Genomic DNA, 15579 nt, shown 5'->3' on the forward strand with positions numbered 1-15579 from the left:
CGCACTCACGTGTCGGTCACCTGGCGGCCCGAATCCTGTACGGGACAACTACCGGCTACGGCACAGTGCCGGCAGCCGTCGTTGCGCATGGCCAGATAGCTGGGGCCGCGGGTCGCGGCGGCCGCGTCGTGAATCGTGTTGCGCCACTGCTCGATTCCCTCGTCGTCGAGGGCCGACTGCACGCGCTGGGTGGCGCCCTCCTTGGCATTGGGTTTGGCGACGTAGACCAGCCGGGCGCCGCCGGGTTCGGCGTCGGCCGAGCCGTCGTCCAGCGCGCCCGCGGCGGCGGCGACCTGGTAGGTGGCGAGCTGGGCGTGGTCCTGGGCGGCCTGTTTGGAGATGGGCGTCTTGGCGGTCTTCACGTCGACGATCACGAAGCGGCCGAACGCGTCTCGCTCGACCCGGTCGACGCGGCCGCGGATGCGCACCGGCGGTTCGCCGGGGCCGCGGGCGGGCAGCAGGCAGTCGACCGGGACCTCCACACCCAGCTGGGTGAGTTCGGCGCGGGTGTTGCGCAGCCAGGCCAGGAACGTGTCGAGCATGGTTTCGGTACGGCGCAGGTCCTGGCGGGAGTGCCAGCTGCGCGGGCCCTCGTCGGTGGCGGTGGGGTCGATGGCCTTCCACGCGCGGACCAGGGCGGCCTTCACCTGGGCCTCGGTCACCTGACCGGCGAGAGCCTGGACCAGGGTGTGCACGAGATTGCCCTTGACGGCATGCGGATTGTCGCCGTTGTCGCCGCCGTGACGTTCGAGGGCCCAGCGCAGGGGGCAGGTGCTGAGCAGTTCGACGGTGGAGGGGGACAGGGCGATCGGACCCTGGTCGTCGCCCCACAGGGGCAGTTGGGAGCTGAGGTCGGCGGTGCCGTACCAGTCGTCGGGGTGGGCGCCGCGGACACCGGCGTCGGCCAGGCGGGCTAGTTGGCGGGCGGCGCGTTCGCGGCGTTCGGGGGAATCCTCGGGATCGCAGACCACGCCGCGCAATTCGGCGATGAGGGCCTGCAACACCAGCGCCCGGCCCGGGTCGACCGGCGCCGGGATGCGGCCCGCCTCACCCGGGGTGGCCTCGGGATCGAGTTCGGCGAGGAAGCGGGAGGGGACGAGATCCCGGTCGCCGCTGACGGATTCGACGGCGGTCACCAGCAGCGAGTTCCGGGCACGGCCGCAGGCCAGCAGCAGCAGGCGGCGTTCCTCGGCGAGGATCGGCGCCGCGCGGCTGACCCGCTCGCCCGAATCCGACACGCCCGCAACGAGATCCACCAGATCCTCGACGCCGAGCAGGGTGCCGCGCGGGCGCAGGTTGGGCCAGATGCCCTCTTGCACACCGGCTACCGCGACGACGTCCCATTCCCGTCCGGCGGCCGCGTGCGCGCTCACGATCGCGACCGCCTCCCCCGGATCGGTCAGCGGCGCCGAATCCTGCGGAATCTCCTGCTGTTCCAGATATTCCACGAAGCTCTCGATGGTCGCGCCCGGCAGCCGATCCACATACGCCGCTGCCGCGTCGAACAATCCCACCGCCGCGTCCAGATCCCGATCCGCCTGCATCCCCACCGCTCCCCCGCGCTCGGACTGCCCCACCCACCGCTTCTCGAGATTCGACCCCGTCCACACCGCCCACAACACGTCCTCCACCCCCGCCCCCCGCCGCATCGCCCGCCGCCCCCGCCCCACAGCCTTCAACACCCGCCGCAACGGCGCCCCCTCCACCTCACTCAACCCCTCCAACACCGTCGAATCCCCCACCCCCACAATCAAATCCCGCAAAACCTCCGCCGAAGACCGATCCACATCCCCCACATCCCACCCGAACTCCTCGTCCACCACACTCCGCCGCCGCCCGTCACCGCCCGCGTCCTGCCCCCGGTACGGCAGCTCATCCCCTTCACCGACCGATCCACCGTCCTCCAGCCCCAGCGGCTCGGCCCTCCCGCCCTCGAATTTCTCGCGCCCCCCGTCCGACGCCCTTCCAACCTCGGCCGCGATTTCCCCCCGCGCCTCGGCCGCGATTTCCCCCCGCGCCTCGGCCGTTGCGCCTCCTCGCGCCGCCGTCCCCCCCTGCCCCTCGGACGGCGTCTCCACCTCACTCTCGGATGGCGTCCCCTGCCCCGCGAGCGACCCCTCCCCCTGCCCCTCGCCGCCGAAGGCGCGAGGGTCCGTCCCATACCTCGCGCGCGTGAGGAGGGTGCGGCGGATGCCGCGGCGGAGGCGGCGGAGGGTGATCTGGTCGGCGCCGCCGAGGGGGCCGGTGAGGAGGTCGAGGGCGTCGTCGGGGGTGAAGAGGGTGGGGGTGCGGTCGGCGGCGAGGAGGGCGCGGAGGGAGAGGAGGAGCCAGGTGGCGCCGCGGCGGCGGGCCAGGGGGACATCGGGTTTCGGTTGCAGGACGGGGACTCCGGCGGCGAGGAGGGCGCGGCGGAGGGGGGCCAGGGAGAGGGGGACCGAGCGGACGATGACGGCCATGCGGGACCAGGGGGTTCCGTCGGAGAGGTGCGCGCGGCGGAGGTGGTCGGCGATGAGGGCCGCCTCCTTGGCGGGGGTGGTGAGGACGCGGACGCGGACATCGCCGGGGAGATCGGTCGTGGTCGCGGGGTCGCGCGGATCGAAACGGTGCGGGGCGCTGCCGGGCATGCGGGCGGCGATGCGGGCGACGGCGTCGTGGACCGCGACGGCGGAACGGCGGTTGTCGCGCAGGACGATGCGGCGATCGGCGGGCGCGTCGAGGTCGGCGAGGAAGCGCGGCTCCGCGCCGCGGAAGGTGAACACCGCCTGGTCCGGATCGCCCGCCACCACGGTCACGGCCCCGCCCGCGCCCACGGCCCGAATCAGTTGCGCCGCAAGCGGATCCAGATGCTGGGCGTCGTCGACGAGCAGATAGCGGATCCGGGCGCGCTCCCCCTCGAGCAGATCCGGATCCAGCGCCAGCGCGTCGAGGGCCGCGCCGACCAGCTCCGCGGCGTCCAAGGCGGGCGCGGTCGCCTCGGGCGCCTCGATCCCCACCGACCAGCGCAACAGCATGGCCTGCTCGTACCGCTCCAGGAAACGCCCGGCCGCCTCCCATTCCGGGCGTTCGTGCAGGCGGCCCCATTCGACCAGATCCTCCGGGCCCAGGCCGCGTTCGGTGGCGCGCAGCATGAGATCGCGCAATTGCTCGGCGAATCCGAGTGTGCCCAACGCGGGCTGTAACCGCTGCGGCCACAAATCATCCGCTCCGGCGGCGATATCGATCAGCTCGCCGCGCAGCATCTCGCGCAGCACCACATCCTGTTCCGCGCCGGTCAACAAGCGGGGCGGCGGGTTGCCGTGCGCGGCGGCGTGCGCGCGCAGGATCGCGAAGGCGTAGGAGTGCACGGTGCGCACCAACGGTTCCCGCGTCGCGCCCGGCACACCACCGAGCTGACGACCCACGGCATTGCGCACCCGCAGCGCCGCACCCTTCGAATGGGTCAGGACCAGCACCGATTCCGGGTCGGCGCCCTCGGCGATCCGATCGGCCGCCACATCGGTCAACAGTGCGGTCTTTCCCGTACCCGGCCCGCCCAGCACCTGCCACGGCCGCCACCCGGGATCGGGTCCCCCGCATGCGAACAGCGTCCGGACATCGGCGCCCCACTCCCGCAGGCGGGGCCCCGTCTCACCGCGGCGCACCAGTCGCACCGCGCTATCCGATCGCATCACGGCGGCTATTTCAACAGACACCCCCGACAAAAATGTATACCGACCCCTCCCCGCGTGTCGCTCCCCTCGAAAGTGGCCGTTCTGTGATAGGGAGCCCACATCGAGCGAATGGCGCCGGAAAGCTATTCTCGAATTCGAACATACTTTCGATATACGGGGGGAGGTGTGGCTCGTCGGGCTCTCTCCGCTCCCGACACGCCGACCGACGACGCGCGGAGTGAGGGCGACACGCCGCTTCGTAAGCTCTGCGCGTGATACAGGCGACCCCAAGGGAATCGACGCGTCCCACGATCCGAATGCGGTCGCGAGCCGACGGCCGCACGACCCGCGCGAATCACGTTGCGGTCGTTGCTGACTCGAAGCTGACGGCGCTGTCGACCACGCGGCGGCCAGCGATCGAGCATCGCCCGGCGGTTGCCGAACGGCTCGTGCGTCGACGCGCGATCACCACGGGCTCGACCGTGCGGCGACGAGGCGAGACGATGTGTGCGTACCGGGAGAGCGCGCTCCTCGACGGCACCGCCACGGCCGTCCGTCCGCTCGAGCGCCGCGACCGCTCCGACGTGCAGAGGGGGGAGAACCGATGCGGGTGCTGATCGTCGGCGCGGGAATCGCCGGTCTCACAACGGCTCTGAGCCTGCACGCCGTCGGGATCGAGGCGACCGTGGTCGACGGCGTCACCGCGCTGCGGCCGCTCGGCGTCGGCATCAATCTGCTGCCGCACGCGACCGCCGCGCTGTCCGATCTCGGGCTCGGCGACCGGCTCGCCGAGAGCGGTATCGCCACCGCCGAGGTCATCCACCTCGACCGATTCGGAAACGAGATCTGGCGGGAGCCAAGGGGTTTGCGCGCCGGGCACCGGTGCCCGCAGTACTCGATCCACCGTGGTGAGTTGCAGGCGATCCTGCTCGGCGCGGTGCGTTCCCGCCTGGGCTCGGGTGCCGTGCGGACCGGGCTGCGGTTCGTCGCGGCGGAATCCGACGGCACCGGGGTGCGGGTGCGGCTGCGCGATCGAGAAGCCGACGCGGAGACCGACTTACGCGCGGATCTGGTGGTCGGCGCGGACGGTCTGCACTCGACGGTGCGGGCGGGGCTGTATCCCGACGAGGGCGCGCCGCTGTGGAACGGAATCCGGATGTGGCGGGGGACGACGCTCACCCGCCCCCTACTGTCTGGCGAATCCATGGTTATCGCGGGCAGTAATAACGCCGCGAAGCTCGTGCTCTATCCGATTTCCGCGGCGGCGCGGCGGATCGGGCGGTCGCTGGTCAACTGGGTGGCCGAGGTGCGGACCGACGATCCGGGACGTCGTGCGGCGGACTGGAATCGGGTCGGGTGCCTCGCGGATGTGGCGCCGCACTATCGCGGGTGGCGGGTGGCCGGGTTCGATGTCGAGGAGTTGATGGCGGGCAGCGAGCGGATCCTCGAGTATCCTATGGTCGATCGGGATCCGTTGCCGCGCTGGACCTTCGGGCGGATCACCCTGGTCGGCGACGCGGCTCATCCGATGTATCCGATCGGGTCGAACGGCGGTTCGCAGGCCGTCATCGATGCGCGGATCCTCGCGCGCGAACTGACCCGCGATCCCGAGCGCGGCGCGGCGGCCTACGACGCGCTGCGCCGGGGGTTGGTGAACACCCTGGTGCTGGCGAATCGCGACATGCCCATGGATCATGTGCTGCGCCTGGTGGCCGAGCGCGCGCCGACGGGGTTCCGGCGGATCGAGGACGTCCTGGGCCGGGACGAGTTGCGCGCCATCACCGACGGGTATCGCCGCACCAGCATCCGCTGACCGTGCGCGGCGGGCCGCGACCTGGGCACAATGGGCGCATGACCGACCTCAACGTCCACCGCTTCGGCCCGGCCGACGGGCCGCTCGTCCTCGCCCTGCACGGCCTGACCGGACACGGTCGGCGCTGGGCGTCGCTGGCCACCGAGCATCTGCCCGACGTGCGGGTTCTCGCTCCCGATCTGCGCGGGCACGGCGGTTCGACGGCCGTGCCGCCGTGGACGCTCGAGGCCGTCGCCGACGATGCGGCCGCATTGCTCGACGAGGAACCGGCGGTGGTGGTCGGACATTCGTTCGGCGGGGCGGCCGGGATCCATCTCGCGCGGCGTCATCCCGAATTGGTGAAGGCGCTGGTGCTGCTCGATCCGGCGGTCGGGTTGGATCGGGACTTCCTGCTCGAGGTCGCGGAGAGCACCCTCGCGCGGCCGGACTATCCCGATGTCGAGACCGCCCGGCTCGACAAGCTCGAAAGCGCTTGGGCGGATGTGGAACCCAGGCTGTTGGACGCGGAACTCGCCGAACATCTGGTGGCCACGAGCGAGGGCCGGGTGGCGTGGCGGATGAGCCTGCCCGCCATCGTCGCGTACTGGGGTCAGCTCGGGCGCGAGATCGTGCTGCCGCCCAAGGATCTGCCGACCGTTCTGGTGCACGCGCTGAAGTCGACCATCGTCACCCCGCGGCTGCGCGCCACCCTCACCGAGCATCTCGGCGACCACCTCGTGGTGCACGAATTCGACTGCGATCACATGGTGGCCCAGGCCCGTCCCGCCGAGACCGCGGCTGTCATCCGCTCGGTGCTCTGAATGGCGACCACCGACGCCGAGATCGAACGCGTCCGCGAACTGGTCGCCGCCATCCCACCCGGCCGCGTCGCCACCTACGGCGACATCGCCGCCGCCGCGGGCCTGTCCACCCCCCGCACGGTCGGCTGGATCATGCGCACCGACTCCGCCGACCTCCCCTGGCACCGCGTCCTCCGCGCCGACGGCACCCCCGCCCGCCACCTGCACACGCGCCAACTCCAACGCCTGGCCGAGGAAGGCTGCCCCCTCCGCGGCGACCGAGTAGACCTCACCCTCGCCCGCCACCACTTCCCGATCCCCGATCTCCCTGCCTGACCCACTCGGTTCCTCCCGTACGGCAACCCAATCCGCACCCTTTATTGGGATCCGCACCGGTTGTAGAGCCCTGTAAGGGGTGCGGATCCGAATAAAGGGTGCGACTCGGGTTGCCGTACCTCTCCGGGGTGTGGCAGCTCGCGCCGCACCCTTTGTTGGGAGCCGCACCCCTTGTAGAGCCCTGTAGAGGGTGCGGATTCGAATAAGGGGTGCGGCTGGGGTGGCGTACCTTGGGTTGGTTGGCGTATGTCGGGGTGGGTGGGGGGTTACGGTGGGGTATGGGCACTCGGTTGGGGCGGGTGGGGTTCGAGGTGGGGTGGGCTCGGGGGGTGGCGGGGTTTTGGGCGGAGTTGTTGGGGTGGGTGGTTGTCGTGGAGCGGGGTGGGGTGGTGGAGGTGGTGGCGCCGGATGCGGAGGGGTTCGAGGTGGGGTTGTGGTTCGGGGAGGGGGTGGGGGTGAAGGGCGGGAAGAATCGGATTCATTTGGATTTGGCCAGTCGGTCGGTGGAACATCAACGGGGGCTGGTGGATCGGGCGTTGGGGTTGGGGGCGCGGCGGATCGATATCGGGCAGGGGGAGGTGCCGTGGGAGGTGATGGCGGATCCGGAGGGGAACGAGTTCTGTGTGCTGGAGCCGCGGGAGCAGTATGTCGATACGGGGGCGGTGGCGGCGATCGTGGTCGATGCGCGGGATCCGGGGCGGTCGGCGCGGTTCTGGTCGGCGGTGTCGGGGTGGCCGGTGATGCACGACTCGGGGGAGTTCAGCGGGATTCGGTCGGCGACGGGGCAGGGGCCGTGGGTGGAATTCCTGCGGTCGGCGGGTGGGGAGCGGGGGCGGGTGCGGCTGGATGTGCTGTGCTCGGGGGCGGAGGATGTGGATCGGCTGTGCGCTGCGGGCGCGAAATCGTTGGGGCACAGCACTTTCGGTGATGCCGCCATGGCGCTGGCCGATCCGGACGCCTACGAATTCGGGCTGTTGCGTGCGCGATCGGACTGACCGCATCGCCTACGATCGGGCCATGATCAACCTGCGGGGTGACGGCTCGTGAGCACCGTCGACGCGATCGTGCTCGCGGGCGGGCGGGCGACCCGGATGGGCGGGGTCGACAAACCCGCGATCGTGGTCGGCGGGCGGTCGATGCTCGAGGCTGCGCTCGACGCGGTGGCGGGAGCGGCGCGCACGGTGGTGGTCGGTCCGCAGCGACCCGAATTGCCCCCGGCGATCCGGCAGGTGCAGGAGGTGCCCGCCGGGGCGGGACCGGTGGCGGCGATCGCGGCGGGGCTCGGGGTACTGGAGGAGTGCGACTTTCCTACGGAACTGGTCGTGGTGCTCGCGGCGGATATGCCGTTCCTGAGCGCCGAGGCCGTCGACGAGCTGGTGCGCGGGGCGGAGGAGTCCGGGGCGGCGGCGGTTTTCGCGGCCGACGAGTCCGGGCGGCCGCAGTATCTGGTCGGGGTGTGGCGGCGGGCGGCGCTGCTGGACGGTCTCGCCGGATTGGATTCGGTGGTGAATCAGCCGATGAAGGTGCTGGTGCCGGTGGACACGATCATGGTGGCGCTGCCGGGGGTCGCGGACTGCGATACCGCCGACGATGTGCGTAAGGCGCGCGCCCGGGTCGCGCCACTGTCGCTCGAGGAGGCTCGAAACACTCTGCGGCGCAATCTCTCTCGTCTGCCGACCCGCACATCGGCCGTCAGGGCAGCACGGGGCGCGACCCTGGCCGCGCCGCTGCTCGCCGCCGAGGCGTTGCCGCGATTCGACGTGTCGGCGATGGACGGGTACGCCGTGGCGGGCGCGGGGCCGTGGCGGCTGCGGCACGACGTCGGGTTCGCGGGCGGGCAGCGGCCGGTCGGGCTGGCGGACGGGGAGGCGGTGCTGATCGCCACCGGGGCGCATGTGCCGGAGGGTACGACAAGCGTTGTGCGCGACGAGTTCTCGCGGATCGACGAGTCGGGGATGTTGTATCGGCTGCCGGATACGCCGGTGCGGGACGACGTGCGCGGGCGCGGGGAGGATTGGGAGCCGGGCGATCTCATCGCCGAGGCCGGGACTCCGGTGACGACGGCTCTGGTCTCGGCGGCCGTCGCGGCCGAGGTGTCGTCGATCGAGGTGCGGGGGCCTATCAAGGCGCGAATCGTTATGACAGGGGACGAGATTCGCAGCGAGGGGCCGCTACGTACCGGCCAGACGCGGGACTCGATCGGGCCGGTATTGCCGGATCTGTTGGCGCGGTTCGGTATTCAGGTTCTCGATCGAGTTCACCTGCGCGACACCGCAACCGGCTTCGATGAGGTCCTCGCCGTTGCCGCCGATTGTGATCTTCTCGTCATTGTGGGTGCCACCGGAGGCGGGGCGGCCGACCAGCTCCGCGATGCTCTCGATCGGACCACCGCCCGGACCCTCGTCCACCGCCTCCGCCTCCGCCCGGGCGGCTCGACCGTTGTCGCCGAAACCACCGCCGCCACAACCGTTCTCGGCCTTCCCGGCAACCCCTTCGCCGCGATAGCCACCCTACTGGCCCTCACTCCGGCCATCATCGAGGGCCGCACGGACCGCTCCCCCGCCCGGCCGTTGGTCGGGCCGCTCGCCAATGCCTCGGAGATCAGCGGGCCCGTCGCCCGCATCGTTCCCGCCCGAGCCCAGCCCGGAGGCGGGTGGATCGGCGATCCGAGCGTTCGCACGGCTCATTTGGCCGGGTTGATCGATCGGGACGGGCTCGTCGTAGTCCCGCCGGAGGTCGAGGATGGGGCGCTGGTGGAATTCCTGCCGCTGCCCGGGTGAGTGTGCGGGCGGTCCTCGGCATTCGGCCTGGGGGCCGAATGCCGAGGAACAGGGAATCGGTTCGGGACCGAGTACCGAGGAACAGGGAAGCGGTTCGGACCGAATGCCGAGGAACAGGGAAATAGGCCGGGCGAAGGCGAGACGCTGACGCATGTGGCTGAGCGTCGGGGCGATGTCGGGAACCGGGCGCAGCCGGTGTACTCGAAGTATGACGAATACAACGACTGTCACCGCGTCCACCTCCTCCGCGCTCGGCACGACTTCGCTTGTGCTGGCGACTATTTCGACCGGGTTGTTGGCGGGGGTGTATTACGCGTACGGGACCTCGGTGATGTTGGCTCTGCGGCAGGTGGATGATCGGACGTTCGTGGAGGTGATGAATCGGATCAATGTGGTGATCGTGAATCCGCTGTTCATGTTCAGTTTTCTGGGGTCGGTGGTGCTCACGGGGGTCGCGGCGGCGCTGCACCTGCGGGGGGATCAGCGGCAGGTGTTGTGGTGGGTGCTGGTCGCGCTGGCGCTCAATGTGATCAGTCTGTTCATCTCCATCGGGGGGAACATTCCGCTCAACAATCAGCTCGCGGATGTGAGCGGTGGGGATTTCGCGGCGTTGCGGCAGGGGTTCGAGATGCCGTGGGTGGCGCTGAATATCGCTCGGGCGCTGGCCAATACGGGGGCGATCGGGGTGCTGGCGATGGCGCTGCGGACGGCGCGGTGAGGTCAGTACGGAAGGGGGCGGTTGGCCTCGGCCCAGGCGCGTTCGGCGTCGGTGCCGGGGTCGGGCGGCCACAGGCCCGCGATCATCCACAGGTCGCGGGGCGACTCCTCGACGTGGAACTCCCAGTGCAGCTTGCGATCCCGGGTGTAGGGGTGCAGCGTGGCGTCGAGGCGTTCGGTCATCACGCGGCGGCGGTCCGGATCGTCGAGATGGCGCGCCAGATGCTTGACGACGATGCGGACCGTGGCGTCGGAGGGCTCGCCGCCCACGTAGTAGTCGGCGGCGGGCACCTCGTGGAACAGGACGACGACGTAGAAGGCGGGCAGGCCCACCGCGGTGTAGATCGCGGTGATGTCGGCGGCGAAGGCGCGCTTGTCCTGCTCGGAGTAGGCGCCGACGGGATGGTGAATCTGCCAGAGCGGCATGACATTTCCCCGTTCAGTCCGCGGTGCGAATGGACAGGCCCTCGACGGGACCGGACAGCGCGGCCTTGACGCGGCGACTGAACTCGTCCACCAGCACCTCGCTCTCCCCGGCGGCCACGGCGTCGAAGACCGCGCGGGCGACGTCGGCGGGATCGAGCTTCTCCCCCGGGAACGCGCGCACCATATCGGTGTCGGCGAATCCGAGATGCACCCCGACGACCTGCGTGCCCTGCGGCGCCAGCTCGATACGCAGCGAATTCGTGATCGACCAGAGCGCCGCCTTGGACGCCCCGTAGGAGCCGACGCCCGCGCTCCACGACAGCACCGAGTGGATGTCGACGAGCGCGCCACCGCCATTGGCCGCCAGAATGGGCGCGAACGCGCGGGCGATCCGCAACGGCCCGAAGACGTTCGTCTCGAAGGTCGCCACCACATGCGCCATCTCGGTCTGCAACAGCGGGGCCGGATACAGCACACCGGCGTTGTTGACGACGATGCTCACCTCACCCGCCCGATCCGCCACGGCCGCAATGGAATCCGGATCGGTCACCTCGAGTTCGAGCGGTTCCACCCGTGGATCCGCGCTCGCCACCGGCTTGCGGGCGGTGGCGTAGACCTTGCGCGCGCCGCGGCGCAGCAGTTCCTCGACGAACGAGCGGCCCAGGCCGCGCTGCCCACCGGTCACCAGGGCGACGGCCCCTTCGATTTCTGTCATTTTTAGATTATGATCATCATCTAAGCGAGAGCGCAAGACCGGTCGAGAGGAGTTCACATGCCGCGGACCACCAAGGCCGAGGCCGAGTCGCACCGCCGGGAGGTGCTGGCCGCGGCCGCCGCGCAGGTGCGGGTACGGGGCGCGCACGGGATGAGCGTTCCGGGGCTGATGGCCGCGGCGGGCCTGACCCACGGCGGCTTCTATCGCCACTTCCGGTCCAAGGAGGATCTGGTCGCGCAGGCGTGCGCGGCCGCGTGCGCGGAGAAGGCGCGGGAGATCGACCGCGTGCTCGCGACGAGTCCCGACGCCTCGACCGCGCGCCGGACCTTCATAGAGCGCTACCTGTCCGAGGCGCATCGCGAACATCCCGGGCAGGGGTGCGGGATCGCCGCGCTCGCCGGGGATGTGGCCCGCGCCGACGCCGAAAGTCCTTTACGCGCCGCCTATCTCGACGGGCTGCGGGAGATGATCGCGAATCTGGACCGGCTCGGGGAGCGGTCGGAGGCGGATTCGGCGGCGCTGGTGGAGGTCGCGGTGCTCGCGGGGGCGCTCATGCTGGCGCGGGCGAGCGCCGGTGACGAACTGTCCGAACACATACTCACCGCCGCCCGGGAATTCCTCACGACCGACCGAGGGTGATCTCGCGCCGCACCACCTTGCCGGTCGCGTTGCGCGGCAACGGATTCGAGGTGATCAGCCAGCGCGTCGGCACCTTGAAGTAGGCGAGCCGGGCCGCCGTGAACTCGCGCAGGTCGTCCACGCGCACCGCGTCGGGGTCCGCGACGACGACCACCGCGGCGACCTCCTGCCCCAGATCCTCGTGCGGCACACCGAGAACCGCCGCCTCGAGCACGGCCGGATGTTCGTCGAGCACATTCTCGATCTCGACGGGGTAGACGTTCTCGCCGCCGCGCAGGATGAGATCGGTGCGACGACCGGACAGATACAGCCGACCTTCCGCGAGCATACCGAAATCGCCGGTGCGCAACCATCTTTCGGCATCGATGGCGGCGGCCGTGGCGGCCTCGTCGTTCCAGTAGCCGAGCATGACGTACGGGCTTCGCACGCAGATCTCCCCGTCGACGCCGTCCGGCACGGGCGCGCCGTCCGCGTCGCGGATCTCGACGGCGACGCCGATGATCGGGCGCCCCACGGTCTCCGGATGCTCGACCAGTTCCGCGGGCGCGGCGACCGTTGCGGCCGTACCGCTTTCGGTGAGTCCGTAGCTGGTGGCCAGCGCGGTCCGGGCCACCGGCAGCCGCTCCCGCATACGCTGATGGAACGCGGGCGAGGACGGGGCGGCGTTGAGCGACAGGGCGGTCAGCGCCGACAGATCGTAGCCGGAGAGGTCGCGGTCGAGCAGCCGCGCGACCATGGTCGGCACCGCGCCCCAATTGGTGACCCGTTCCCGCTCGATCAGCTCGAGCACGCGGTCGGGGTCGAACGATCCCTGATGGATCACCACCGTCGCGCCCGTGGCCAGGCGCGGGATCACGAGATTGTGCAGGCTCGCGATGTGGAACAGCGGCGAGGTCAGCAGGAAGCGTTTCGGGCTCGGCTCGCCCGGGTCGGGCTGCCCGCGCAAGGCGGCGACCACGGCATCGGTGTAGCGGTGATAGTCGCTGATGGCCACCAGATTTCGATGCGAGTGCACCACGCCCTTGGGGCGGCCGGACGTTCCGCTGGTGTAGAGGATGACGGCGGGATCGTCCTCCGCGAGGGACGGGCGGGCGAGGTCGGCGCGGGCGGAGTACGCGGCGATCAGGTCGGGCAGATCGCGTTCCATGGTGAGCGTGGGCACCGAATCCGCGAGCAGCGCAGCGCGTTTGGCGTCGGCGACCACCACCTTCGGGGTGGTATGGCCCAGGCCGTAGGCGATCTCGGGCGCAGCCCACCACGCGTTGTAGCCGACCGGGATGGCGCCCAGCCGCACCGCCGCCCAGAAGGTGATCACCCATTCGGGAGTGTTGGCCGCGAAAATGCCCACCCGGTCGCCCTTTTCGACGCCGAACCGCTCGGCGAGGGCGTGCGCGAGCGCCTCGACGGCGGCGTGGTGCGCGGCGAACGACAGCCGCCGGTCCGCGGTCACCAGGAAGTCCCGATCGCCCCAGGCGCGGGCGGCGTCGAGCAGTTCCAGCAACGACCGGCGGCGCTGGCGCAGCACCGGAATCGGCGCTCCCAGAACGGTTTCCACGGTCATCTCGAAGGGTCCGCCGGGGGCGGTCAGGGCGGCGACGGCGTCGGTCATCTCGTCCTCGGTATGGCTCAGGGGATCAGGACGGCGCGACCGCGGATGCGGCCGTGGTCGAGGCGGTCCAGGGCGGTGGGGCCGTCGGCGAGGTCGAAGCGTTCCACGGCCATGCGCAATCTGCCCTGGCGGGCCAGTTCGACCGAGGCGAGCAGGTCACTCTTGGTGCCGCCGTAGGACTTTCGCACCGTCGCACCCCACGGCAGTCCCGGATCGCCGGCGGGGCCCGCGTCGATGCCCGGATTGCCGCCGCCCAGGCCCACCATGCGGTACGCGCCGTTGGGCGCGACCGATTCGACCGCGAGGCGGGCGGTCGGATCGGTGCCGACGAAATCGAAGACCGCCTCGGCGCCCCGGCCGTCGGTGAGTTCGAGGATGCGGGTGGCGGTCTCGTCATCGGCGAGCAGGCCGAGCTCCGCGCCGCACTCGGCGGCCAGGTCGAGCTTGTCGGGGGTGACGTCGACGGCGACTACGCGCACGTCCTCGGCCACCGCCTTCAGGATCTGCACCGCGACATGCCCTAGTCCGCCGATGCCGATGGCGACCGCGGTCGCGCCCGGACGCAACTGCTCGCGGGCGCCGCGAATGGCGTGATAGGAGGTGAGCGCGGCGTCGGCCAGCGGCGCGGCCTGCTCGAAGTCGAGGTCGCCGACCGGGACGAAGGAATTCGCCGGGACGCGGACGTAGTCGGCCATACCGCCGTCGGGGCCCAGCCCGGGACACGGCGGCATCGCGGTGCGACCGGCGGCCAGGCACACATTCTCGTTGCCGCTCAGGCATTCTCGGCACGTACCGCAGGACCAGCACAGGTAGACGATGCCGCGCTCGCCGACCGCGCGGCCGGTGACCTCGCCGCCGACGGCCTCGACGGTTCCGGCGATCTCGTGGCCGAGGGTCATCGGATCCTCGCGCAGCGGGAACGGCAGGCCGACCACGAACGAATCGGAATGGCACAGCCCGGCCGCGCCGACGCGGATCAGCAGGTCGTCCGGGCCGATCTCGGGCACGGGGACCTCGCGCATCTCGAGCACGCCCGGCGCGGTCAACTGCAACGCGCGCATCACCTGTGTGGCCACGATCGTCTCCCGTATGTGAGGTGGCCCACACGCTAACACTTCGCTTGACAGTGCGTCCAGTGAATGACGGCTCGTCTACTATCGATGCCATGCCCTCGCTGCGCGACGAACAGAAGCGGCTGACCCGGGCGCGGATCATCGACGCGGCGCGCCAATTGTTCGCGGCCCAGGGCTATTCCGGGGTGCGGGTCGACGACATCGCCGCGGCCGTCGGCTGTAGCCGGGCCACCTTCTATCTGCATTTCACCGGTAAGACCGAGGTGCTGCGGGCGATCGCCGAACAGAGCACGCTGCCCAGCGTCATGCGGTTCTACGACGATCTGGATCGGGTGCTGGACAACGGATCTCGCGCGGAGTTCGCGGCGTGGATGACCCGGGCGATCGCGTGGTTCTTCGAGCACAAGGAGCTGCTGCCCGCCTGGGACGAGGCGACCGCGGTGGAACCGGAGTTCCGGGCGGCGGCGCGGGCGGGCATCTCGGCGCTGTCGGACCGGATGACGTCGTATCTGTCGCGCTGGCCCGCGGATCGGCGCGACGAGGCGCGGTTGCGGATCGAACTGCTGGTGGCGCAGCTGGAACGGTTCTTCACGCGGTGGGCCATGCAGGGGACGATCGACGTGTCCGCCGAGCGGGCAGCGGAGGTGCTGACCGATATCTGGTTCCCGGCGCTGCGCGCGCCCTGACTACTTCGGCGGCAGGCCGCGGGCGTAGTCGATGCCGCGCTCGATCCACGCGCTCAGGGCGTCGTCGTCGGATACGGCTTCGGTACTGATACGCAACCAGTTCCGCATCTCGCGCCCGCCCATGATCATCGGGGTGACCGTGTCGCCGTCGACGAGCCGGTCGGCGTCGGCGGGGTCGACGCGGACCATGAGACCGCCCTTTCCGCTGGCGGCGACGGCCATATTGCCGCCGATCAGGAAGGCCAGGCCGCCGAACATCTTCTTCTCCACCACCTCGGGCAGGGCGGGGCCCAGCAGGTCGCGGATTCGGTCGGCGAGGTGTTCGTCGTAGGCCATGGTTCGAATTGTTCACCAAG

At 70.7% G+C, this 15579-nt stretch carries 14 protein-coding genes; 8 read left to right on the plus strand and 6 right to left on the minus strand.

Features of this window, described 5'->3' with window-relative positions; genetic code table 11:
- Positions 1-5: 5 nt before the first annotated feature.
- Positions 6-3668: a PD-(D/E)XK nuclease family protein gene (locus tag ACWDSJ_RS30640; RefSeq protein WP_450036135.1), complete on the minus strand. Its 3663-nt coding sequence runs from the start codon at positions 3666-3668 to the stop codon at positions 6-8.
- Between the two features lie 586 nt (positions 3669-4254).
- Here ACWDSJ_RS30640 and ACWDSJ_RS30645 point away from each other — a divergent pair.
- The 6 genes from ACWDSJ_RS30645 (at position 4255) to ACWDSJ_RS30670 (ending at position 10076) form a co-directional block, all read left to right on the plus strand.
- Complete coding sequence (locus ACWDSJ_RS30645; protein ID WP_450036017.1) at positions 4255-5463, plus strand: flavin-dependent oxidoreductase; 1209 nt, start codon at positions 4255-4257, stop codon at positions 5461-5463.
- Between the two features lie 38 nt (positions 5464-5501).
- Positions 5502-6263, plus strand: a complete 762-nt coding sequence (locus ACWDSJ_RS30650; protein ID WP_450036019.1) for an alpha/beta fold hydrolase — start codon at positions 5502-5504, stop codon at positions 6261-6263.
- Positions 6264-6578 (plus strand): MGMT family protein, encoded by a 315-nt coding sequence (locus tag ACWDSJ_RS30655; RefSeq protein ID WP_450036020.1) that lies wholly within the window; start codon positions 6264-6266, stop codon positions 6576-6578.
- Between the two features lie 278 nt (positions 6579-6856).
- Positions 6857-7573, plus strand: a complete 717-nt coding sequence (locus ACWDSJ_RS30660; RefSeq protein WP_450036022.1) for a VOC family protein — start codon at positions 6857-6859, stop codon at positions 7571-7573.
- A 48-nt stretch (positions 7574-7621) separates the two neighbouring features.
- The gene (locus ACWDSJ_RS30665) at positions 7622-9358 is read left to right on the plus strand and encodes an NTP transferase domain-containing protein (protein WP_450036024.1); all 1737 of its coding nucleotides are present in this window, start codon (positions 7622-7624) and stop codon (positions 9356-9358) included.
- Positions 9359-9566: 208 nt separating this feature from the next.
- The gene (locus tag ACWDSJ_RS30670; RefSeq protein ID WP_450036026.1) at positions 9567-10076 is read left to right on the plus strand and encodes an anthrone oxygenase family protein; all 510 of its coding nucleotides are present in this window, start codon (positions 9567-9569) and stop codon (positions 10074-10076) included.
- A gap of 2 nt (positions 10077-10078) precedes the next feature.
- Here the strand turns inward: ACWDSJ_RS30670 and ACWDSJ_RS30675 are convergent, their stop codons facing one another.
- Positions 10079-10501 (minus strand): tautomerase family protein, encoded by a 423-nt coding sequence (locus ACWDSJ_RS30675; protein ID WP_450036028.1) that lies wholly within the window; start codon positions 10499-10501, stop codon positions 10079-10081.
- Positions 10502-10514: 13 nt separating this feature from the next.
- On the minus strand, positions 10515-11216 hold the full coding sequence (locus ACWDSJ_RS30680; protein ID WP_450036029.1) for an SDR family oxidoreductase: 702 nt from the start codon (positions 11214-11216) through the stop codon (positions 10515-10517).
- Positions 11217-11273: 57 nt separating this feature from the next.
- Between ACWDSJ_RS30680 and ACWDSJ_RS30685 the strand changes: the two genes are divergently transcribed.
- Positions 11274-11855 (plus strand): TetR/AcrR family transcriptional regulator, encoded by a 582-nt coding sequence (locus tag ACWDSJ_RS30685; protein ID WP_450036031.1) that lies wholly within the window; start codon positions 11274-11276, stop codon positions 11853-11855.
- Here the strand turns inward: ACWDSJ_RS30685 and ACWDSJ_RS30690 are convergent.
- Both ACWDSJ_RS30690 and ACWDSJ_RS30695 read right to left on the minus strand, forming a co-directional pair.
- The gene (locus ACWDSJ_RS30690) at positions 11836-13464 is read right to left on the minus strand and encodes a class I adenylate-forming enzyme family protein (protein WP_450036032.1); all 1629 of its coding nucleotides are present in this window, start codon (positions 13462-13464) and stop codon (positions 11836-11838) included. The two genes, ACWDSJ_RS30685 and ACWDSJ_RS30690, sit on opposite strands and share 20 nt — an antisense overlap.
- A gap of 17 nt (positions 13465-13481) precedes the next feature.
- Positions 13482-14525 (minus strand): NAD(P)-dependent alcohol dehydrogenase, encoded by a 1044-nt coding sequence (locus ACWDSJ_RS30695; RefSeq protein ID WP_450036136.1) that lies wholly within the window; start codon positions 14523-14525, stop codon positions 13482-13484.
- A 104-nt stretch (positions 14526-14629) separates the two neighbouring features.
- Here ACWDSJ_RS30695 and ACWDSJ_RS30700 point away from each other — a divergent pair, with 104 nt between their 5' ends.
- Positions 14630-15223: a TetR/AcrR family transcriptional regulator gene (locus ACWDSJ_RS30700; protein ID WP_450036034.1), complete on the plus strand. Its 594-nt coding sequence runs from the start codon at positions 14630-14632 to the stop codon at positions 15221-15223.
- Here ACWDSJ_RS30700 and ACWDSJ_RS30705 read toward each other — a convergent pair whose 3' ends face one another.
- Positions 15224-15559, minus strand: a complete 336-nt coding sequence (locus ACWDSJ_RS30705) for a TfoX/Sxy family protein (protein ID WP_450036036.1) — start codon at positions 15557-15559, stop codon at positions 15224-15226. It abuts the gene before it with no gap.
- Positions 15560-15579: the final 20 nt, after the last annotated feature.

It is taken from the genome of Nocardia sp. NPDC003482 (assembly GCF_053588115.1).